Below are 20,793 nucleotides of genomic sequence, written 5' to 3' on the forward strand. Positions count from 1 at the left end.
TTAGTATCTGCCTCAGTTCCGCCACACAAGGACGAAGGAGTCTCCTGTGCCTCACAACACTGCATCACGACGAACACTGGCGTTCGGCGCCGCGATCGGGTTGGCACTGGCCGGCCTGGTCGCGCCCGTGGCCGGGACTCCCGCCCGCGCGGCGGAGGGGGACCCGATCGTCGCCGGGACGTTCCAGGACGAACTCGGCTGCCCGGGGGACTGGCAGGCCGACTGCCGCAACACGGAACTGACCGAGACCGAGGCCGGCAGCGGCCTGTTCTCCGCGACCCTGACGGTGCCCGCCGGTGAGCACGAGTTCAAGGTGGTGCTGGACCCCGACTGGGGGACCGCCTACGGCGCGAACAACGACCCGGCCGGCAATGCCCGCCTGAACCTGCCCCGCGAGCTGGACCTCACCTTCTGGTTCGACTCCGCCACGACCCGGATCGGCGTGACCGCCGAGACCCTGCCGAGCGGCGAGGGGATCGCCGGGGACGCCCTGATCGCGCAGCCGGCGGTTCGCAACGCGGCCGTCGAGAACTTCTACTTCGTCATGACCGACCGGTTCGCCAACGGTGACGCCGGCAACGACACCGGCGGGATCGAGGGGGATCGGCTCGCCCATGGCTTCGACCCCACCAGCGAGGCCTTCTACAACGGCGGGGACCTCGCGGGGCTGAAGGAGAACCTGGACTACATCGAGGGCCTGGGCACCACCGCCATCTGGCTCACACCCTCGTTCCGCAACAACCCCGTCCAGGGCTCGGGCGACGAGGCGTCGTCGGGCTACCACGGCTACTGGACCACGGACTTCACCTCGATCGACCCGCACCTCGGCACCAACGAGGAACTGGTGGAACTGATCGACCTGGCCCACGAGCGCGGGATCAAGGTCTACTTCGACATCATCGTCAACCACACCGCCGACGGCATCGCCTACGAGGAGGGCCAGTACGCCTACGTCGACACCGCCACCTCGCCCTACCGGGACGCGGAGGGCAACGTGGTGGACATCTCCGCGCTCGCAGGGGACGACGCGTGGCCCGAACTGGATGCGGAGACGTCGTTCCCCTACACGCCGGTCCGGCGCGAGGGCGTCACGATGAAGCCGCAGTGGCTCAACGACGTCACGCTCTACCACAACCGGGGCGACTCGACCTGGGAGGGGGAGTCGGTCACGATGGGGGACTTCGTCGGCCTCGACGACCTCATGACCGAGCACCCCGCGGTGGTCGACGGCATGGTCGAGATCTACAAGTCCTGGATGGACCTCGGCATCGACGGCTTCCGCATCGACACCGCCAAGCACGTGAACTTCGAGTTCTGGGAGGAGTGGACGGCCGAGATCGCCGCCCATGCCGAGGCCGTGAACCCGGACTTCTTCATGTTCGGAGAGGTCTACGACGCCGACCCGGCACTGCTGTCGCCCTACGTCCGCAACTCGGACATGGACGCCACCCTCGACTTCGCTTTCCAGTCCGCCGCGGCCAACTTCGCCAAGGGCTTCACCACCAAGGGCCTCTCGTCGCTGTTCGCCGGGGACGACCTGTACCTGACCGCCGACTCCTCGGCGGCCGCGATCCCGACGTTCCTGGGCAACCACGACATGGGCCGCATCGGACACTTCGTGGCCGGTTCCGACCAGCCCGAGCAGCGTGCCGTGCTGGCGCACGAGCTGATGTACCTCACCCGCGGGCAACCCGTCGTCTACTACGGCGACGAGCAGGGATTCGCCGGGTCGGGCGGTGACAAGGCGGCCCGCCAGAGCCTGTTCGGCAGCCAGGTACCGATGTACCGGGACCAGCAGCTGCTCGACGGGAGCACTGTGGGCGGAGCGGACCGCTTCGCCACGGACACGACGCTCTACTCAGCGATCGAGGACCTCGCGGCGCTCCGGGCCGCGCACCCCGCGCTGGCAGACGGCGCCCAGTACGAGCGCTTCGCCTCCGACGGTGCGGGAATCTATGCCTTCTCGCGCGTGGATGCCGAGGAGCGTCGGGAGTACGTCGTTGCGCTCAACAACGCCACCGGGGCCAGCACCGCGACGTTCAACACGCTGACTCCGGGAGCCACCTACACCCCCATGCACGGCGGGGGAGACACCGTGACCGCCGACGCCGACGGCGTCCTCACGCTCGAGGTCGCGGGACTGTCCGCCGTGGTGCTGCTCGCCGACCGGCCGGTGGCCGCGGGCTCGGGGGAGGTCACCCTCGACCTGCCCGACGGCGCCGCCGTGGGCGGGGACCTGTTCGCCCTGACCGCGACGGTCGACGCCGACCGCTGGGCCGAGACGACCTTCGCGTACCGCACGCTGGGCGCGGGGGACGGGTTCGCCACGATCGCCGTCGCCGAGGACGACACCCCGCGGGTGTACGCGGACTTCTCCGCGCACGCGGCGGGTACCCCCCTCGAGGTCCGCGGCGTCCTCACCGATGCCGACGGCGTGGCCGGGGACTCGGCCCTCGTCTGGGTGGGCCAGGACCTGGCCCTGACCCCGCCCCAGGGCGGCGGCGAGGAGCCCGGCGGCACTGAGGTCACCATTCCCGGCAGCCACAATGCCGCCATGGGTTGCGCAGCCGATTGGGCACCGGGGTGCGCAGAGGCCGCCCTCACCCTCGACGGGTCCGGCCTGTACACAGGCGTGTTCACGGTGCCAGCCGGGAGCTACGAGTGGAAGGTGGCCTATGGCGGCACCTGGGACGAGAACTACGGCGCCGGTGGAGTGCCCGGCGGCGACAACCTGACCTACACCACCGACGGCAGCCCGCTGCGGTTCTTCCACGACCCGGCGACGAAGCTGTCGTGGGTGGTACCCGTGGCCGACGTCGTCACGCTGCCCGGCAGCTGGCAGGCCGCGCTGGGCTGCCCGGGCGACTGGCAGCCGGACTGCCTGGCCACCGCGATGCGGCCGCTCGGCGACGGGACCTGGACGTTCGCCACCGACGCGCTGCCAACGGGCAGCTACGAGCTGAAGGTCGCCGTCGGCGGCTCCTGGGACGAGAACTACGGCGTCGGCGGTGTGCCCGACGGCCAGAACTACCTCTTCAGCACCAACGCGGGCGAGGTGGTCACGGTCACCTACGACGAGACCACCCACGCCCTGACGATCGAGGTGGCCAACCCGCCGCTGGCCGGGCTCGGCCAGGCCTGGGCGCAGTGGCTCACGCCCGAGGTGATCGCCTGGCCGCGGTCCCTCCTGGCGGGTGACCTCGCCGAGCTCTCCTGGACCCTGCACCACGACCCCGCCGGGGCACTCGAGGTGGGCGACGGCGTCTCGGGCGGCGAGTCGGTGGCACTGGCCCATGCCGGCGACCTGCCGGGGCCGCTGGTGGAGCGCTTCCCGCACCTGTCCGACTATGTCGCGCTCACCCTGGACGGCAGCGTGGCCGAGGACGTCGTCGGGGGAGAGCTGTTGGTGACTGCTACCCGGGGCGAGACCCCTGTCGCCGCCACCTCCGTGCAGATCCCGTGGGTGCTCGACGCGCTCCACGCCGACGCGCTCGAGGGGGTCGAACTCGGACCCGTCTGGGACGGCGACGTCCCGACCGTGCGGGTCTGGGCCCCGACTGCCAGTGACGTCTCGCTGCTGCGTTGGCCGGCCGACGGCTCGGGCGAGCCCACCGTCGAACAGGCCACCGCAGCCTCCGACGGTAGCTGGGCGGTCACCGGTAACCCGGAGTGGAAGGACGCCCAGTACCTGTGGGCCATCGACGTCTACGTGCCGGCGCAGGACGCCGTGGTCACCAACGAGGTGACCGACCCGTACTCACTGGCGCTGACCCTGAACTCACAGCGGTCGGTCCTCGTGGACCTGTCGGACCCGGCACTCGCGCCCACGCAGTGGAGCGAGACACCGTCGCCGCAAGTCCGCAACGACGCGTCGCGAGCCATCTGGGAGCTGCACGTGCGGGACTTCTCCATCGCCGACGAGACCGTGCCCGAGGCGGAACGGGGCACCTACAAGGCGTTCACCCGGTCCGAGTCCGACGGCATGAGGCACCTGGCGCAGCTGGCCGAGGCCGGTATCGACACCGTCCACCTGTTGCCCACCTTCGACATCGCCACGATCGAGGAGGACCGGGACCTCCAGGTGATCCCGGAGGTCCCCGACGCCGGCCCCGCCTCGCCCGAACAGCAGGCGGCGGTGTCCGCGGTGGCGGACCAGGACGCCTTCAACTGGGGCTACGACCCGTTCCACTACACGACGCCCGAGGGCTCCTACGCCACCGAAGCGAACCAGGTCGGCGGCGCCCGGTCGTACGAGTTCCGCGAGATGGTCGGTGCGCTGCACGCGACCGGACTGCAGGTGGTGCTGGACGAGGTCTACAACCACACCGCCGAGTCCGGACAGGGTGAACGCTCCGTGCTGGACAAGGTGGTGCCCGGCTACTACCACCGACTCTCCGCCGCCGGCACCGTCGAGACCTCGACCTGCTGCCAGAACATCGCCACCGAACACCGCGTGGCCGAGAAGCTGATGGTGGACTCCGTCGTGACGTGGGCCACTGAGTACAAGGTGGACGGTTTCCGGTTCGACCTGATGGGCCACCACTCCCGCGCCAACATGGAGGCGGTCCGGGCTGCGCTCGACGCGCTCACCGTCGCCGAGGACGGGGTCGACGGCTCGGCCATCTACCTCTACGGCGAGGGCTGGGACTTCGGCGAGGTGGCGGGCAACGCCCAGTTCGAGCAGGCCAAGCAGGGCCAGCTCGACGGCACCGGGATCGGGGCGTTCAACGACCGACTCCGCGACGCCGTCCACGGCGGCGGACCCTTCGACGAGGACCACCGCGTCAACCAGGGCTTCGGCACCGGCCTCTACACCGACCCGAACGGCCTCAGTGAGGCCACCGAGGCCGAACAGCTCGCCACGCTGCAGCACTCGGCGGACCTGGTCCGGATCGGGATGGCGGGCAACCTGAGCGACTACGTGCTGACGGCCTCCGACGGCACGCAGAAGCGGGGCGACCAGCTGGACTACAACGGCCAGCCTGCCGGCTACGCGAGCGAGCCGCAGGAGTCCGTGAACTACGTCGACGCCCACGACAACGAGACGCTCTACGACCTGGGCATCATGAAGCTCCCGGTGGGGACGTCCATGGCGGATCGGGTCCGGATGAACACCGTCTCGCTCGCCACCGTGACCCTGGGCCAGTCACCGTCGTTCTGGCACGCCGGCACGGAGGTCCTGCGGTCCAAGTCCCTCGACCGGGACTCCTACAACTCGGGCGACCACTTCAACGCGGTCGACTGGAGCCTGGGTTCCAACACGTTCGGTTCCGGCCTGCCCGTGGAGGAGAAGAACGGCGACAAGTGGCCCGTGATGGCGCCGCTGCTCGAGGACCCGGACCTGGACCCGGACACGGTGGCCATGGAGGAGTCCCTCGCCCAGGCGCTGGACCTGCTCAGGCTGCGCAGGTCGACGCCGCTGCTCACGCTGGGCACGGCCGAGCTGGTGGCCGAGCGGGTCACGTTCCCGGGCTCCGGCGCCGAGGCAGTACCGGGACTGGTGCTGATGGCGGTCGACGACCGCCCGCCGGTGCACGCCCAGGACGTCGATCCCGAACTCGACGGCGCTCTCGTGGCCATCAACGCCACGCCCGACGCGGTCACCGTCGCGGTGCCGGCCCTGGCGGGACGCGAGTACGCACTCAGCCCGATCCAGGCCGATGGCGTCGACGACGTCGTCAAGGCGACGGCGTGGGCCACGGCCACCGGGGAGCTCACCATCCCGGCACGGACCGCCGCGCTGCTGGTGGAGGCCGCGGCCGACGAGCCCGAGCCGAGCGAGTCGCCCTCCCCGGGACCCAGCCAGTCGCCGTCGCCGAGTCCGAGCGCCAGCCCGTCACCCAGCGCGAAACCTTCGGTGCCCGGTTGGTTCGACCCGCACGGCGACCTGTACTCCACGCCCGGGTACCACCGGGTCGGGGGCAGGCAGTGGTTCACCACCTGCGAGCCCTACTCGCAGACCGTCCGCTGCCGTACGCAGATCCTGGCAACGCAGGTGGTGTTCAACGGCACCGCCTACGCGCAGGTCACGGACTGGTACTTCAACAACATGACGTACCTGCCGATGATGAAGCGCTCGCAGTGGGCCGACAACCCGCTCGGATACGCGGGGGAGTGGACCGCCGCGGACGGGCGCCGCTGGCGCACCGCCTGTGACACCCCGGTCACCGGTGGCAACGGTTGCCGCAGCTACGCCTGGTCGGGCTTCATCAACTCCAAGCTCGACTCCGCCGGCAACCGGACCTGGTTCCGCGACCAGGGCTGGGTGTTCAACAACATCGTGCGCTTCCGCTGACCGCCCGTCGGGGGTCCAGTGGCGGGAAGTGGGTGTGGCGGCGGATAGCCTTGCGTCCGTGATCGCAGCCACTGATCTCCACTGGGCCCACTCCCGGGGGTGCAACGGCACCGGAGTGTTGGTCCTGGCGGGCTCGAGCGGCCGGTTCGACGTCGCGCGGGCGGACCTCCTCGCCTCGCGAGGGGTCACCGCGCTGGCGCTGCGTTGGTTCGGTGGCTCGGGGCAACCGCCCGTGCCCTCCGAAGTGCCGCTGGAGACGTTCACCGCCGCGCTCGACCTGCTCGCCGCCGAGTGCGACCGCGTGGTCCTGCTCGGCCTCTCCTACGGGGCCGAGGCCGCGCTGCTCACCGCGGTGAGGGATCCCCGCGTCGACGCCGTCGTTGCGCTGCAGCCGTCGGACGTCGCGTGGGAGGGGCACCGCTCGGATGAGACCGGACCGCCCAGGAGCAAGTGGACCTGTCGGGGCGCGCCGGTTCCGTTCGTCCCGATGGATCGCGACTGGGAGCCGGACGCCGGGCCTCCGTCATTTCGGCCCTGGTACGAGGCCAGCAAGGTGGCGGCGGGTGCCGGCGTGGTCGAGGCGTCGAGGATTCCCGTCGAACGGTTCGGGGGAGAGCTCGTGCTGGTCGCAGGCGGCGACGACCAGGTCTGGCCCAGCCTCGAGCACGCGAGGGCGATCTCTGCGAGGCGCTCTTCCCACGGGATGTCGACGACCCTCGTGAGCGACCCCGGAGCCGGTCACGCGGTGGTACTGCCGGGCGAGCCGGTCGGGAACCCGGCGCGTCCCTACGCTGTGGGCGGTGACGCAGGAGGGGCGCAACGGCTGGGGGAGCGCGCCTGGCCCGCCATCCGTCAAGTACTGCGCTGCTAGCCTTCGCCCCGTTCAGCGGAACGCCGCGCCATCTCCTCCGCGATCCAACGGGCGGTCTCGCGGGTGCAGGCGCCGGGCTCGCTGAAGCTGACTGAGAAGACCCCCGTGATCTCGGTCACCTGAGGGGTGCCGCGGAGGGCGAGGATCTCGTCGGCCTCGTTCGCGTACTCGTCCCTGGGTGCGCCGGCTGCGATCAGGCCAACCGGGTCCGCCTGAGCCAGGATCTTGATCATTTCGTCCCGCGAGATAGCCATGGGGACGATCCTAGTCCCGCGCGAGCAGCGGGGGAGACCAGCTGGCTCGGGCACGCCTCAGGCCTGGCCCGGCTCAGTCTCCGGGGGGACGATTGCCGAGTCGGGGTCCGGGATCTCCTGCCGGAGGCGCTCGTCGATGGTCTCCTCACCGGCGGGCTCGAGCAGGTCGTCCTGCAGCTCGCGCCGGCCGATGGCGTCGGGCTCCACGTCCTCGGGTGGGACGCCGTCGTCGATCAGGTCGGAGGAGGACAGGTCCTCGTCGGTGACCTCGGACTCGCTGGCGAGCAGTTCCTCGTTGGCCTCTTCAATGATCTCTGTCTCGTCCTCGTGCGGGAACTCGTCGACGTGCGCCAGCTCGTCGGCGTCGGGAAGGTCGAATGCGTCATTGGTCATGGATCCACCTTGTCACGGGAGCCGTCCAGTGCGAGCCCCGCTGTGCCACTCTGGAACCATGAGCACGAACAACGACGGACAAGCTGCCGGTCACGACGAGGAACGCCAGGTCAAGGATGCGCCCCTGCGGCGCTCCGAGGAGGACGCCGACAGGCACAACCCGGATGTGGGCGGGGACAACGTGTCCGAGGAGAGCGCCGAGTCGTTCGAGAAGTGGGAGCAGGACGAGACCGAGTAATGGCGCTCAGGTCCGAGTGCCCGTGGTTCGCCAGTGCCGGACGCGGTACTCCGTGGGTGCGGGGATGCCCGCCGCCGGGGGCTCGGCGTCACATCCGACGCGCCACGAGCGATTTCAGGGCCCAGCCCGACCCACTCCGACGACCTGCTGGATGATCTCGTCCTCAGTCACTTTCCACTCCACCTGCCGTCGGCTCGCTGTCGTTGCTGCACGGGCGCCCTTGCTCTTGAGGATCCCGTTTGACGATCATCGCGATGCCAAACAGCACCGGTTTCCGCTTGCAGCAAGCCACACGATGGCAGTGTGGAGCACACGGGGCAACGACTCGAGCCAAACGGCCGGCCACGGAAGGGAGTGGAGTCATGTCTGACATGAGCAAGATGGAGGAATCGGATCAGGACGGCAAGAGCCCTGAACAGAAGTCTCACACGAAGCAGATGTACCTTCGTTTCGCGGCCATGATCCTGACGAGCATGGTGGCCATGTACTTCACCATGTTTGTTGGCTCCTGGGAGTGGAGCCACGTGCGCTGGAGTCAGAGCCGGGTGTTCATGTCGCTCACCATGGGCGGCACCATGGGTCTGATCATGCTCGCCTGGATGCTGAACATGTACAAGAGCACCATGGGAAACGTCGTGATAGTGGTGGTCAGCCTCGCGCTACTCGTGGGCGGTGCGACCCTTGACCGCAGTCAGGCCACGGTGGACGACACCGGGTTCATGAGCGCGATGATTCCGCACCACTCGCTTGCCATCACCCGATCGGAGCGTGCGAACATCTCAGACGTGCGCGTGTGTGAACTGGCATACGCGATCAGTGAGGCGCAGCGCAAGGAGATCTTCGAGATGGAGTGGCTGATCAAGGACATCCAGGAGAACGGGATCGCGACGACGGTTCAGGAGGCCGAGAGCCGGGCCGTGCCGGCGTACCAAGAGTCGCCCGAGCGCGTCTGTCCTCCGAATTGATCCTGTGAGGGAGGGGAGTCCCAAGTCGGCAGGGTGGTCGGTCCGGGACTGTGCGTCGTGAAGTGACATAATGCTGCTTATCGGACTACAATCCGCAGCGGTGTCCAGAGCCGCAACGGGTCACCCGACCATCCGTTCACCCTCGGAGCGAAGGACGCAGAACTCGTTGCCCTCGGGGTCTGCAAGAACCACCCAGCCCGTGCCGTCGCCGCGGACCTCGCGATGGTTGGCCAGCTGTGTGGCGCCCAACTCGACGAGCCTGGCGACCTCGGCGTCGCGGCTGCCGTCACTGGGTCGCAGGTCGAAATGCAGCCTGTTCTTGACCAACTTCTCGTCAGGCGTCTCGATGAACAGGATCTGGCGCCCGCCGTCCGGGCGCTGGATCATGCATTCCTCGTGGCCCGGTTCGTTGGGGTCGTCCTCGATGTCGACGTAGCCGAGCACCTGTTCCACCACTGCGAGAGTTGATAGGCGTTTCGGCAATCGAAGGTCGTGTGACTGATGAAGGAGGCCATCCCTCAGTATCGTCCGGGCCCTGGCCAGTGTCAGTCCTCGCGCTCAGAATCGGTATGGACGATCTCGATAGAGATTGCCCAAACCCCTTCCCATGGTATTCGTACTGGTGTACGATTAGGGAATGGACGAGGAAGTCAACCACCACCTGGACCGCTGGGTCGCGATGACCGGCCGGGCCGGGGTGTTGGCCGCCCAACTCGCACAAACCCATGCGGACCTCGTCGACCTGGCCGCGGATCTCATCGAGACCCGCACCTGGGCCGGCGACGGCGTCCGCTCCCCCGAACACTGGCTGATGGTCTACTGCGCACTGTCGCCCGCGCGTGCAAGTGAGGTCGTTGCGCTGGGCCAACGCCGCGCTGCGATGTCAGGGCTGGTGGACCAGATGCAGGCCGGCCGGGTCAGTCTGGACCAGGCGGCCGTCGTCGCCCGCAACGTCCCGGACCACTACGTCGGCTCGGTAACGCATGAGTTGGTGTCGATGGCAACGGTGCCGCAGCTGCGGAGGGCGTTGAACAAGCACCAGTTCACACCTCCCAAGCCGAAGGAGGACATCACCCCCTACGACGAAGCCGTCGCCGCGATGCCCGAGGACGAGCGCCCACTCAACCCTGTCGACGACGGCCCGAAGTTGACCATGCACACCACCGAGGGCCGCTTCCACCTCCGCTTCGAGGCCAACCCGGTCGACGGCGCACTCCTCGAGAGCGCCATCAAGGAGGCCAAGGACGCCCTGTTCAACGCCGGCGACACCGACGCCACCTACGCCGATGCCCTCCTCGAGGTCGCCAACCGCTCCCTGAACACCGTCGAGTCGAAGTCCCGCCTGGAGCACTACCGCGTCCACATCAACCTCGACACCGACGGCAACGCCTGGCTCAACAAGAAGGGCGCACTCCCCCCACACCTGATGCGCCAAGTCACCTGCGACGGCACCATCCGGCCCGTGTGGTGGAGCGACGCCAAACCCGTCTCCGTCGGCCGCAGCCAACGCATCGTCCCAGACCGCACCCGCCGCCTCGTCGAGGACCGCGACGGCGGCTGCCGCTACCCCGGCTGCACCACCACCAGCTTCCTCGAGAACCACCACATCACCCACTGGAGCAAGGGCGGCGGCACCGACATCGACTCCCTCGTCTCGCTGTGCCCCAGACACCACCGCGAACTCCACCAGGACCGCTTCAGCATCCACGGCGACCCAACCACCCCCACCGGACTCACCTTCCACAACCCACACGGCAGACCACTACTGATCCAACTCCCCGACACAGTCCCACCCACCCAGCACCCACCACCAGGACCCACACCCCTGCGGGGCACCCCGATGGACGTCACCTGCATCCACTTCCAACCCAACCACCCACCCTCCGCCGAGGCCGACGCTGTCGACCAGGACGACGACCTCCGCTCCACCGGCTGACAGGCCGAGGGCTGCGGTGCTGGTTCGGAGCCCTCGGAGAGTGCGACTACGCTTGATTCCATGACCACGGTGGCCGACGCTGACGTGCGGGCTGCCCCTGATCCCGCCGCATCCTCACGGACCCAAGCAGGCCCACGGCTGGGGCTTCCGCTGCTACTTGCGGTGGCCCTCGTGTCGGGCCTGGCGCTCGGAACCGGATTCGCCCCGCTCGGCTGGTGGCCGCTCGCGCCGGCAGGGGTGGCCGGTCTGGTGCTTGCGGTCCGACTCTCGGCTGGCGCGAGGGAAGCGACGGCCGTCGGCGCCGCGTTCGGGCTTTCGCTGACGAGTTTCACCATCAACTGGATGCACGTGATCGACGTGGCCGCGACCGTCGGCCTGATCCTGGTCGTTTCGCTCTGGTACACGCTCCTCGGGCCAGCCCTGAAGCTGACCGAGCACACCCGCTGGTGGCCCCTCCTGGCGGCTGGCACCTGGGTGGCCGTCGACTACGCCGCGTCGCGGTTTCCCTTCGGTGGGTTCGGATGGTTGCGCCTCGGGTACACCCAGGTCGACTCGCCGCTGGCGGGACTCTTCCCCCTCCTCGGCGTTGTGGGAGCCGGTCTGGCGACGGCGCTCATCGGTACCACCGTCGTGTGGCTGGGCCTGAGGTGGTCCCGCCGGCGCGCCGCCGGTGCTGCGGCATTGCTGGCCGTGATCGCTCTGACAGCGGGTCTGGGGTCGGCAGTTCCCCCTGCAACAGCGTCCGGATCGGCAGCCGTCGGTTGGGTGCAGGGCGGCGCTCCGGGCGGCGGCGTCTACGGCCTCGGACCGGCGCGGACCATCACCACCAACCAGGCCGACGCGACTGCGGAACTCGCCGACGACGTCGCGGCGGGCGCGCTGCCGACCCCTGACTTCGTCGTCTGGCCCGAGAACTCCACCGACATGGATCCCGACACCGACGCCACCACCGGGTTGCTCGTCAAGGATGCGGTCGACGCCGTGGGTACCCCGGTCCTCGTCGGCTCCGTGCTCGAGGGGCCCGGCCCCGACGAGAGGCAGACGGCGAGCCGATGGACGCGACCCGACGGCACCATCGGCGCCACCTACGTCAAGCGCGGCATCGTGCCCTTCGGTGAGTGGATCCCATTCCGCGACGTGCTGCTCCCCCTCATCCCGCAGCTGCGCTACGTCGGCGCCCAGTCGGTGGCCGGGACCGAGCCCGGACTCCTCGACGTCGAACTGGCCGACGGCACTCCCCTGCGGCTCGGCGTGCTCGTCTGCTACGACGTGATCTTCGATCCCTACGTCCACGAGGTCGCGGCAGCCGACGTCCTGTTGGTCCAGTCGAGCAACGCCATGTACCAGGGAACTGCCCAGATCGAGCAGCAGTTCGCCATCACCCGGGCCCGGGCTGCCGAGCTGCGGCGCGAGGTCCTCGTCGTCACCACGAGCGGCGTCAGCGGTCTGATCGGCCCCGAGGGAAAGGTGCTTTGGCGCGAGACCGGTCCCGGGTCCGCGCACGGCGTCGACATCCTCCCGACAAGGACCGGAACCACCGCAGCGGCCCTGATCGCCGGTCCCTTGGAACTGGCCACCTCGGTGGGCGCGGTGGTCTGGCTACTGGTGTTGGCGGTGGCAGCAGTCAGGCGCCGACGTAGGCCTTGAGGTGCTCGCCCGTGGTGGTGGAGGCATCGGCGACGAGGGTCGCTGGTGTGCCCTCGAAGACGACCCGGCCGCCGTCGTGGCCGGCGCCGGGCCCGAGGTCGATGATCCAGTCGGCATGCGCCATGACAGCTTGGTGGTGTTCCACGACGATGACTGACTTGCCACCGTCGACGAGCCGGTCCAGCAGGGCGAGGAGATTGTCCACGTCGGCGAGGTGGAGGCCGGTGGTGGGCTCGTCGAGGACGTAGATGTCGCCCTTGTCACCCATCTGGTTGGCCAGCTTGAGGCGCTGGCGCTCACCACCGGACAGGGTGGTCAGGGGCTGTCCCACCAGTAGGTACCCGAGTCCGACGTCGGAGAGGCGAACCAGGATCTTGTGGGCCGCGGGGACCTTGGACTCGCCGGCCGCGAAGAACTCCACGGCCTCGTCCACCGACATCGCCAGGACCTCGCTGATGTCCCTGCCCGCGAGCTTGTACTCCAGCACGGCGGTGTCGTAGCGCTTGCCGCCGCAGTCCTCGCACGGGGTGGAGACGGTGGCCATGATGCCGAGCTCCATGTAGATGACGCCGGCCCCCTTGCAGGTGGGGCAGGCGCCCTCCGAGTTGGCGCTGAACAGGGCAGGCTTGACGTCGTTGGCCTTCGCGAACGCCTTGCGGATCGGGTCGAGCATGCCGGTGTAGGTGGCCGGGTTGCTGCGGCGGGATCCTCGGATGCCGGTCTGGTCGATGACCACCACGTCGTCGCGGTCGGCCACCGAGCCGTTGATGAGCGAGCTCTTGCCGGAGCCCGCCACGCCGGTGAGCACCACCAGCACGCCGAGCGGGATGTCGACGTCGACGTCCCGGAGGTTGTTCGTTCTTGCTCCCCGCACCTCCAGGGCGGACTTCGGCTCGCGAACGGACTCCTTCAGGGAGGCGCGGTCCTCGAGGTGCTTGCCCGTGAGGGTGTAGCTGCGGCGCAGTCCGGTGACGTCGCCCTCGAACATGATCTCGCCGCCCTTGGACCCGGCCCGTGGGCCGAGGTCGACGACGTGGTCGGCGATCTCGATGACCTCCGGCTTGTGCTCCACCACGAGGACCGTGTTGCCCTTGTCGCGCAGCTGCAGCAGCAGGTTGTTCATGCGCCTGATGTCGTGCGGGTGGAGACCGATCGTCGGTTCGTCGAAGACGTAGGTGACGTCCGTCAGGGAGGAGCCGAGGTGGCGGATCAGCTTGGTCCGCTGCGCCTCTCCGCCGGAGAGGGTGCCGGCGGGACGGTTGAGGCTGAGATAGCCCAGACCGACCTCGACGAAGTGGTCGAGCGTCTCCCCCAGGGTGCGCAGCAATGGCACCACCGAGGGCTCGTCGAGTTCCGCCACCCAGGCTGCGAGATCAGTGATCTGCATGGCACAGGCGTCGGCGATGTTGATGCCCCGGATCTTCGACGAGCGGGCCTCGGGAGCCAACCGGGTGCCGTCGCACTCGGGGCAGGTCCCGAACACCACGGCCTGGTCCACGAACCGGCGGATGTGGGGCTGCATCGCCTCGACGTCCTTGGAGAGGTAGGACTTCTGGATCTGCGGGATCAGGCCGAGGTAGGTGATGTTGATTCCGCTGGCCTTGACCTTGGTGGCCTCCTTGTAGAGGAAGTCGTGCATCTCTCGTTTGTTGTACTTCTTGATCGGCTTGTCCGGGTCGAAGAAACCGGACTCGCGGTAGATGCGTCCGTACCAACCGTCCATGCTGTAGCCGGGGACCGTGATGGCGCCCTCGTTGAGGGACTTCTCCTCGTCGTAGAGGGCGGCGAGGTTGAAGTCGCTGACCTCTCCCCTGCCCTCGCAGTGCGGGCACATTCCGCCCAGCCGGTGAAACGACGCTTTCTCCGCGATGGTCTTGCCGCCGCGTTCGACGGTGATCGCGCCCGACGCGCTGACCGAGGGCACATTGAACGAGTACGCATTGGGTGGGCCGATGTGCGGGTCGCCCAGCTTGCTGAAGAGAATCCGCAGCAGGGCATTGGCGTCGGTGGCGGTGCCGACGGTCGAGCGTGGGTTCGCCCCCATGCGCTCCTGGTCGACGATGATCGCGGTGGTCAGCCCCTCGAGCCGGTCCACGTCGGGACGAGCGACGTTGGGCATGAAGACCTGCAGGAAAGCCGAATAGGTCTCGTTGATGAGCCGCTGCGAGTCGGCCGCGATGGTGTTGAACACCAGCGAACTCTTCCCTGAGCCCGACACTCCGGTGAAGACCGTGAGTCTCCGCTTGGGGATCTCGACGGATACGTCCTTGAGGTTGTTCTCCCGTGCACCCGTGACGCGGATCAGGTCGTGGGAATCGGCTGGGTGGCTCGCCTTGCTCTGGGTAGAACTCACCCGGACATGCTCCCACGTGGTCCCGATCGGCGTGTCCAATTTGGCTGGATTGAGCAGAGAAGCCGCCCGCATGGAGAGCGAGGACTTCGTCTGGGTGGCCCAGGCCATCGCGATCAACCACCAGGTGGGCGGAAACCTCGCCGAGGTGCTGGACCAGGTCGCCAACACCATCCGGGAACGCAACGAGATCCGTCGCATGGTCAGCGCGCTGTCCGCCGAGGGCCGCCTGTCCGCAGTGATCCTGATGGCCCTGCCATTCGTCGTCATGGCCTTCCTGCTCCTGACCAACCCCACCTACCTCGCCCCGCTGGTCTCCGGCGGCCTGCTCGGATTCGCGATCCTCGGAGCCGGCGTCGTGATGCTGGTCATCGGCGGGATCTGGCTCTCCAAGACCGTGACGATCAAGTTCTGATGCCATGACCGAGATCACGCTCATCGCCGCCGGCCTCGCCGCCACCGCAGCCGCCCTGATCGGGTGGGGACTGGCCGAACTGGTCGACCCCAGCCGACGCCAGGTGTTGGCCAACCTGAACCGGGGCCGCAACGTCGTGGCCGCCCCCAGGGGCGACGACATTCGACCCGCCCCCGAGAGCACCAGCGCCATCGCGGCGTTCGCGCGCCGGGTCACCCCGCCCCCTGTGTTGCGGATGCTGCACCGCCAACACCTGTTGGCAGGGCGTCCCCCCCAGGGTTGGGCCATCGACAAGCTGCTGGTCATGAAGATGCTGTGGGTACCGGTCGCGGCCCTCGTCGTGTTCGGCGTCCTGCGATCCGAACTTCCTCCCCTGTTCGCGCTGGTCATCGTGGTGATGGCGATCGCGTTGTACTTCTACCCGGAGATCAAGCTCAACAGCGACGGCGCCACCCGAAACGAGAAGATCCAGTACGAGCTGGCCGATACCCTTGACCAGATGACTATCTCCGTGGAGGCCGGCCTCGGCTTCGACGCCGCCATGCAGCAGGCTGCCCGCAACGGGAAGGGCCCGCTTGCGGAGGAGTTGCGCCGCACCCTCCAGGACATCCAGATCGGCCGCTCGCGCCGTCAGGCCTTCGAGTCGCTGACCCAGCGCACGTCCGTGCCGGACCTGCGCCGGTTCGTGCGGGCCGTGGTGCAGGCGGACGCCTACGGCATCTCCATCGCTGACGTGCTGCGCACCCAGGCCAAGGAGATGCGGCTCAAGCGCCGGCAGCGCGCCGAGGAGGCCGCACAGAAGATCCCGGTGAAGGTGCTCATGCCCCTGATGCTGTTCATCCTGCCCGTGCTCTTCATCGTCGTCCTCGGACCAGCCGTCATCAACATGGTCGCCGCGTTCAGCGGAATGTGATGCCGATCCCGCTCGTCCTGGCCGTGGCAGCACTGTGCGCGCTGCTTGCCGCCCTGCTGACTCCCTGGTTGCGCAGGGAACTCGGCGAGGAGGCCGCCCGGCTGCCGGACAGGATGGTTGTTGCGGCCGCCGGGCTGCTGTTCGTGGGGCTCGCGGTCAGTTCCGCGGTCGAGGGTGACTGGTCGCGGCTGGGCCGCGCCGCACTGGCGGCGCTGGCGCTGGTTGTGGGCTACTTCGTGCTCGCGTTCATCAATCCCGCGGGTCTGGGCCTCGGGGACGTGAAGTTCGCGGGCGTGGTGGGTGGCTTCCTGGGCTGGTTCGGTTGGGCCCACCTCGGAGCCGGGACACTTGCCGCGTTCGTGCTCAACGCCGTCGTGGCGCTCGTGGTCCTCCTGGCCCGCAGCGGTGGGAAGGACACCGACATCCCGTTCGGGCCGTGGATGGTTGCGGGCGCCGTGGCGGCGGTTGCGCTGCTACCGACCCAGTAGGCGCATCACATTTCGGGCGGCCACCCGTCCGGCGCGGTTGGCTCCGATCGTGCTCGACGATGGCCCGTACCCCACCAGCTGGACCCGAGGGTCCACCACGGACTCGGTCCCCTCGAGCTGGATCCCACCGGCGGGCGAGGTGAGACCGAGTGGGGCGAGGTGGGCGACGTCGGGGCGGAAGCCGGTGGCCCAGATGATCGCGTCGGCGTGCTGTCGCCTGCCGTCGGCCCAGACGACGTCGCCGCCGTCGATGCGCTCGAACATCGGCTGCCGCTGGTAGACGCCGCGGTCCCAGGCTGGTTGTTCCTGTTCCCGCAGCATCAGGCCCGTGACGCTCACGACGCTCTGCGCGGGCAGGCCCTGTCGGACCCGGTCCTCCACCAGTGCGACGGCGGCCCGACCGGCCTCCGGCGTGAACGGTTCGCTGCGCCAGATCGGCGCGCGGCGCGTCACCCAGGTGGTCCCGGACGCGTACTCGCTGACCTCGGCCAGCAGCTGCACCGCGGAGGCCCCTCCGCCGACCACGACGACGTGCTGGCCGGCGAACTCACCGGGGTGCCGGTAGCCGTGGGTGTGGAGGTGGCGTCCGGTGAAGGTCCCCACGCCCGGGTAGTGCGGCAAGAACGGCCGGTTCCAGGTGCCGGTGGCGTTCACCAGGGTGCGGGTGAGCCAGCTCCGCTCCCCCGCCTGCACGCGCAGCAGTTCACCCTCGGAGGCCACCCGGTCCACCCGCACCGGTCGCTCCACGGGAATGCCGAAACGCCGCTCGTAGCCGTCGAAGTAGGCGGGCACCGCCTCGTTCGCCCGCTCCTCCGGGGAGGTGGACGGCGGCTCCTCGCCGGGCAGCGCCGCCACCCCGTGCACGTCGTGCATGGTGAGGGTGCGCCAGCGGTGCTGCCACGCGCCGCCGGCGGCGTCATTGGCGTCCAGGACCAGGAGTTCGTGCCATGGCTCGAGCCCGAGCCGCAGCAGGTGGTGGGCAGCCGACAAACCGGCCTGCCCGGCCCCGACCACGACTGCTGAAAGCGCTTGTCCCACGCCCGGTCAAACGCCTCCCGGCGCGCGGAAATTCCCCCATTTGGCAGCCGGGCCATCATGGCCTGATACTGATCCGCGTGAGTCACAACTTCCTGTGCCGCCGGCCTTCCGGCGAGTCGCTGATGGGCGACATCGTGTCCCTCGATCCGATCGTCGAGCGCGACCTTCCCGACCTGCACTCGGTCATGTCCGATCCCAGCGCCTGCGGTGGCGGCTACCCCTTCGAGAGGCCCCATGCGGACCTCTCGGAAACCGCGGCCTGGATCAACGGTCGCCTCGCCCGGGAGTGCGCCGTCTACGTGATTCGCCTGGCCAACCCCGCCTTCGGCAGGCCGGGGACGGTCGTCGGCACCACGTCGCTGAGCGAGATGGACCTGGTCAACGAGAAGCTGCACCTCGGTGGCACGTTCATCGGGCGCGAGTTCTGGGGCATGGGCATCAATGTCGAGACCAAGCTCCTGACGCTCAAACACACGTTCGAGGACTGCGGGTTCGGTCGCGTCAAGATCCAGGCCGACATCAACAACACCCGTTCTCGCGGGGCCATCACCCGGCTGGGGGCGCAGTTCGAGGGCATCGTGCGCCGAGACATCCGCCGCCTCGACGGGACCTGGCGCGACACCGTCGTCTACTCCATCCTCGCGCAGGACTGGCCGGGGGTGAAGGTGGGGCTGCAGGAGCGCGTCGCCATCGCACTCAAGCGCGTGCAGACCCCGTCGCTTGCCGTTGAACTGCAGTCGTTGGCAGTGCCGATCACCTGATGTTCAGCCGGCGTTAACCCGCCGGTGGCCGGCAGTTCGTGTTCTCCCGGTTGGCTGACACCCGTTGTCATCCCACCCCGAGAGGAACATCCACGATGCACCTTCGCAAACTCCTGCCGATCCTCGGCGCACCCGTCCACGGGAACCGCTCGTCCATGACCTGCAGGATGCGCTGCGGCGACGCCTGCTTCCACGAGGTCCCCAACACCACGGGCAACGAGTACTTCGCCGACGTCGTGGCCACCGTCGTCTCCCGGCGTGGGTTCCTCAAGGCCGGTGCCGTCGTCGGTGCCGTGGCCGTCGCGGGGTCCGTGATCACCGCCGGGTCCACCCCGTCCGCGTTCGCCGCCGAACCGGTGCTGGACTTCGAGGCGATCGCGCCGCAGGCCACCGACTCCGTGTTCATCCCGGAGGGCTGGGAGCAGGACATCGTGATGCGCTGGGGTGACAAGCTCTTCTCGACGGCACCCGACTTCGACGTGATGGCCCAGACCGCCGCCGCCCAGGCGCAGCAGTTCGGCTACAACTGCGACTTCCTCGGATTCTTCGAGCTCGACGCCGAGACCGAGCTCATGATGGTGAACCACGAGTACACCGACGAGTACATCATGTTCCCCGACTACGTCGCCGGCGCCCCCACCGAGGAGCAGGTCAACATCGGGCTCGCCGCCCACGGCCTGTCCGTGGTGGCCGTGTCGAAGGAGGCCGGCAGCGGCCGGCTGACCCCGGTGCTCGACCACGAGCTCAACCGTCGCTTCACCGCCACCAGCAAGTTCGAGCTCACCGGTCACGCGGCGGGACACGAGCTCCTGCGCACCACCGAGGATCCCTCCGGCACCGTCGTGCGCGGGACCCTCAACAACTGTGCGGGCGGCCTGACGCCGTGGGGCACCTGGCTGACCGCCGAGGAGAACTTCAACCAGTACTTCGCCAACGCCGAGCAGGTGACCGACGAGCCCGCAGCGACCCGTCTGGCACGCTACGGCCTGCGCGGCGGCCAGACCGAGCGCGGTTGGGAACTGTTCCACGACCGCTTCGACCTCACCCTCGAGCCCAACGAGGCCAACCGCTTCGGCTGGATCGTTGAGGTCGACCCGTTCGACCCGGACTCCACCCCGAAGAAGCGCACGGCCCTCGGCCGGTTCAAGCACGAGGCCGGCACCGTGGCGATCGCCGCCGACGGCCGGGCCGTCGTCTACTCCGGTGACGACGAGCGCTTCGACTACGTCTACAAGTTCGTCTCCGACGACGTCGCCGACCTGGACGGCGGCGCCGCCGCCAACGCCGACCTGCTGGACCGGGGCACCCTCTACGTGGCCCGCTTCGACGGCAACTCGGGCACCATCGCCGACGGCGGCCAGCTCCCGGCCTACGGCGCCTTCGACGGCACCGGCGAGTGGATCCCGCTCGTGCACAACGACGAGTCCTTCGTCGACGGCTTCACCGCGGCCGAGGTGCTGCTGTTCACCCGCCTGGCCGCCGACACCGTCGGCGCCACGAAGATGGACCGGCCCGAGGACGTCGAGACCAACCCCGTCAACGGCCGCGTGTACCTGGCGCTGACCAACAACACCAACCGCACCGTCGAGCAGGTGGACGAGGCCAACCCGCGCTCGTCGAACAAGCACGGCCACGTCATCGAACTGGTTCCCGGCGGCGAGGACCACGCCTCGACCACCTTCGGCTGGAACGTGCTGCTCCTGGCCGGTGACCCGGCGGACCCGAGCACCTACTTCGCGGGCTACGACAAGTCGCAGGTCTCCCCCATCTCCTGCCCGGACAACGTCGCCTTCGACTCGAACGGCAACCTGTGGATCTCCACCGACGGCAACAAGCTCGGCGCCCATGACGGCCTCTACGAGGTCATCGTCGACGGCGAGAACCGTGGCCGGGTGCGCCAGTTCCTGTCCGTGCCCAACGACGCCGAGTGCTGCGGCCCCTGGGTCGGCGACGACCGCGTCAACATCGCGGTCCAGCACCCGGGAGAGGGGGACGAGGCCTCCTTCGACGCGCAGACGTCCCACTGGCCCGACGGTGGCGACTCCGTGCCGCGCCCGTCGATCGTCAGCATCTGGCCGACCGTGACGCCCTCGCCATCGCCCTCCCCGTCGCCGTCGGCCACGCAGTCGCCGACGCAGGCCCCGTCGGTCTCGCCCTCGCCCAGCAGCACGCCCGGTGACGACGACGGCGGCACCGCACGGCCCGGGCTGCCCAGCACGGGCAACTGAG

The 20,793-nt window shown here is 68.9% G+C and carries 16 protein-coding genes; 11 read left to right on the forward strand and 5 right to left on the reverse strand.

What is annotated here, in order from left to right; genetic code table 11:
* Nucleotides 1-46: 46 nt before the first annotated feature.
* Entirely contained in the window at nt 47-6,295 is a 6,249-nt protein-coding gene (gene pulA, locus FOJ82_RS11920; protein WP_143938723.1) for a pullulanase-type alpha-1,6-glucosidase, read from the forward strand.
* A 58-nt stretch (nt 6,296-6,353) separates the two neighbouring features.
* A complete protein-coding gene (locus FOJ82_RS11925; protein ID WP_185975770.1) occupies nt 6,354-7,166 on the forward strand; it encodes an alpha/beta fold hydrolase in 813 nt (270 codons plus the stop codon).
* On the opposite strand, the gene FOJ82_RS11930 is transcribed toward FOJ82_RS11925, so the two are convergent.
* The gene (locus tag FOJ82_RS11930; protein ID WP_143938725.1) at nt 7,163-7,420 is read right to left on the reverse strand and encodes a hypothetical protein; all 258 of its coding nucleotides are present in this window, start codon (nt 7,418-7,420) and stop codon (nt 7,163-7,165) included. The genes FOJ82_RS11925 and FOJ82_RS11930 overlap by 4 nt on opposite strands.
* A 57-nt stretch (nt 7,421-7,477) precedes the next feature.
* Nucleotides 7,478-7,813, reverse strand: a complete 336-nt coding sequence (locus FOJ82_RS11935; protein WP_143938726.1) for a hypothetical protein — start codon at nt 7,811-7,813, stop codon at nt 7,478-7,480.
* A gap of 58 nt (nt 7,814-7,871) precedes the next feature.
* Here FOJ82_RS11935 and FOJ82_RS11940 point away from each other — a divergent pair, with 58 nt between their 5' ends.
* Together FOJ82_RS11940 and FOJ82_RS11945 are read left to right on the forward strand one after the other, a co-directional pair.
* A complete protein-coding gene (locus FOJ82_RS11940; protein WP_143938727.1) occupies nt 7,872-8,051 on the forward strand; it encodes a hypothetical protein in 180 nt (59 codons plus the stop codon).
* A gap of 362 nt (nt 8,052-8,413) precedes the next feature.
* Nucleotides 8,414-9,016: a DUF305 domain-containing protein gene (locus FOJ82_RS11945; RefSeq protein WP_221933142.1), complete on the forward strand. Its 603-nt coding sequence runs from the start codon at nt 8,414-8,416 to the stop codon at nt 9,014-9,016.
* Between the two features lie 120 nt (nt 9,017-9,136).
* Here FOJ82_RS11945 and FOJ82_RS11950 read toward each other — a convergent pair whose 3' ends face one another.
* Nucleotides 9,137-9,469 carry a VOC family protein gene (locus FOJ82_RS11950; protein ID WP_246099863.1) on the reverse strand — a complete coding sequence of 111 codons (333 nt, stop codon included), beginning with the start codon at nt 9,467-9,469 and terminating at the stop codon, nt 9,137-9,139.
* A gap of 184 nt (nt 9,470-9,653) precedes the next feature.
* Between FOJ82_RS11950 and FOJ82_RS11955 the strand changes: the two genes are divergently transcribed.
* Entirely contained in the window at nt 9,654-10,952 is a 1,299-nt protein-coding gene (locus FOJ82_RS11955; RefSeq protein WP_143938728.1) for an HNH endonuclease signature motif containing protein, read from the forward strand.
* Between the two features lie 60 nt (nt 10,953-11,012).
* Nucleotides 11,013-12,599, forward strand: a complete 1,587-nt coding sequence (gene lnt / locus FOJ82_RS11960) for an apolipoprotein N-acyltransferase (protein WP_143938729.1) — start codon at nt 11,013-11,015, stop codon at nt 12,597-12,599.
* Here the strand turns inward: lnt and FOJ82_RS11965 are convergent.
* Entirely contained in the window at nt 12,577-14,952 is a 2,376-nt protein-coding gene (locus tag FOJ82_RS11965; RefSeq protein ID WP_246099864.1) for an ATP-binding cassette domain-containing protein, read from the reverse strand. The two genes, lnt and FOJ82_RS11965, sit on opposite strands and share 23 nt — an antisense overlap.
* Nucleotides 14,953-14,983: 31 nt before the next feature.
* On the opposite strand from FOJ82_RS11965, the gene FOJ82_RS11970 reads away from it, so the two are divergent.
* From FOJ82_RS11970 to FOJ82_RS11980, 3 genes are read left to right on the forward strand one after another with little or no spacing between them, the layout of a single operon-like run.
* Nucleotides 14,984-15,364 (forward strand): type II secretion system F family protein, encoded by a 381-nt coding sequence (locus FOJ82_RS11970; protein WP_281279946.1) that lies wholly within the window; start codon nt 14,984-14,986, stop codon nt 15,362-15,364.
* A gap of 4 nt (nt 15,365-15,368) precedes the next feature.
* On the forward strand, nt 15,369-16,277 hold the full coding sequence (locus FOJ82_RS11975; RefSeq protein WP_143938731.1) for a type II secretion system F family protein: 909 nt from the start codon (nt 15,369-15,371) through the stop codon (nt 16,275-16,277).
* Nucleotides 16,277-16,765: a prepilin peptidase gene (locus FOJ82_RS11980; RefSeq protein ID WP_143938732.1), complete on the forward strand. Its 489-nt coding sequence runs from the start codon at nt 16,277-16,279 to the stop codon at nt 16,763-16,765. The genes FOJ82_RS11975 and FOJ82_RS11980 overlap by 1 nt, the downstream gene beginning before the upstream one ends.
* Here the strand turns inward: FOJ82_RS11980 and FOJ82_RS11985 are convergent.
* Nucleotides 16,751-17,803, reverse strand: coding sequence for an NAD(P)-binding domain-containing protein (locus FOJ82_RS11985; RefSeq protein WP_143938733.1), 1,053 nt, complete (start codon nt 17,801-17,803; stop codon nt 16,751-16,753). The genes FOJ82_RS11980 and FOJ82_RS11985 overlap by 15 nt on opposite strands.
* Nucleotides 17,804-17,880: 77 nt before the next feature.
* On the opposite strand from FOJ82_RS11985, the gene FOJ82_RS11990 reads away from it, so the two are divergent.
* On the forward strand, nt 17,881-18,564 hold the full coding sequence (locus tag FOJ82_RS11990; RefSeq protein WP_185975771.1) for a GNAT family N-acetyltransferase: 684 nt from the start codon (nt 17,881-17,883) through the stop codon (nt 18,562-18,564).
* Nucleotides 18,565-18,659: 95 nt separating this feature from the next.
* On the forward strand, nt 18,660-20,792 hold the full coding sequence (locus FOJ82_RS11995) for a PhoX family protein (protein WP_221933143.1): 2,133 nt from the start codon (nt 18,660-18,662) through the stop codon (nt 20,790-20,792).
* Nucleotide 20,793: the final 1 nt, after the last annotated feature.

This window comes from Tessaracoccus rhinocerotis (assembly GCF_007197885.1).
GTDB lineage: Bacteria > Actinomycetota > Actinomycetes > Propionibacteriales > Propionibacteriaceae > Arachnia > Arachnia rhinocerotis.

What these genes read in the sequence shown, in the direction of transcription:
- FOJ82_RS11930 (WP_143938725.1), bottom strand. Translation starts at nt 7,420, where the DNA reads ATGGCTATCTCGCGGGACGAAATGATCAAGATCCTGGCTCAGGCGGAC.
- FOJ82_RS11935 (WP_143938726.1), bottom strand. Translation starts at nt 7,813, where the DNA reads ATGACCAATGACGCATTCGACCTTCCCGACGCCGACGAGCTGGCGCAC.
- FOJ82_RS11940 (WP_143938727.1), top strand. Translation starts at nt 7,872, where the DNA reads ATGAGCACGAACAACGACGGACAAGCTGCCGGTCACGACGAGGAACGC.
- FOJ82_RS11945 (WP_221933142.1), top strand. Translation starts at nt 8,414, where the DNA reads ATGTCTGACATGAGCAAGATGGAGGAATCGGATCAGGACGGCAAGAGC.
- FOJ82_RS11955 (WP_143938728.1), top strand. Translation starts at nt 9,654, where the DNA reads ATGGACGAGGAAGTCAACCACCACCTGGACCGCTGGGTCGCGATGACC.
- lnt (WP_143938729.1), top strand. Translation starts at nt 11,013, where the DNA reads ATGACCACGGTGGCCGACGCTGACGTGCGGGCTGCCCCTGATCCCGCC.
- FOJ82_RS11975 (WP_143938731.1), top strand. Translation starts at nt 15,369, where the DNA reads ATGACCGAGATCACGCTCATCGCCGCCGGCCTCGCCGCCACCGCAGCC.
- FOJ82_RS11980 (WP_143938732.1), top strand. Translation starts at nt 16,277, where the DNA reads ATGCCGATCCCGCTCGTCCTGGCCGTGGCAGCACTGTGCGCGCTGCTT.
- FOJ82_RS11995 (WP_221933143.1), top strand. Translation starts at nt 18,660, where the DNA reads ATGCACCTTCGCAAACTCCTGCCGATCCTCGGCGCACCCGTCCACGGG.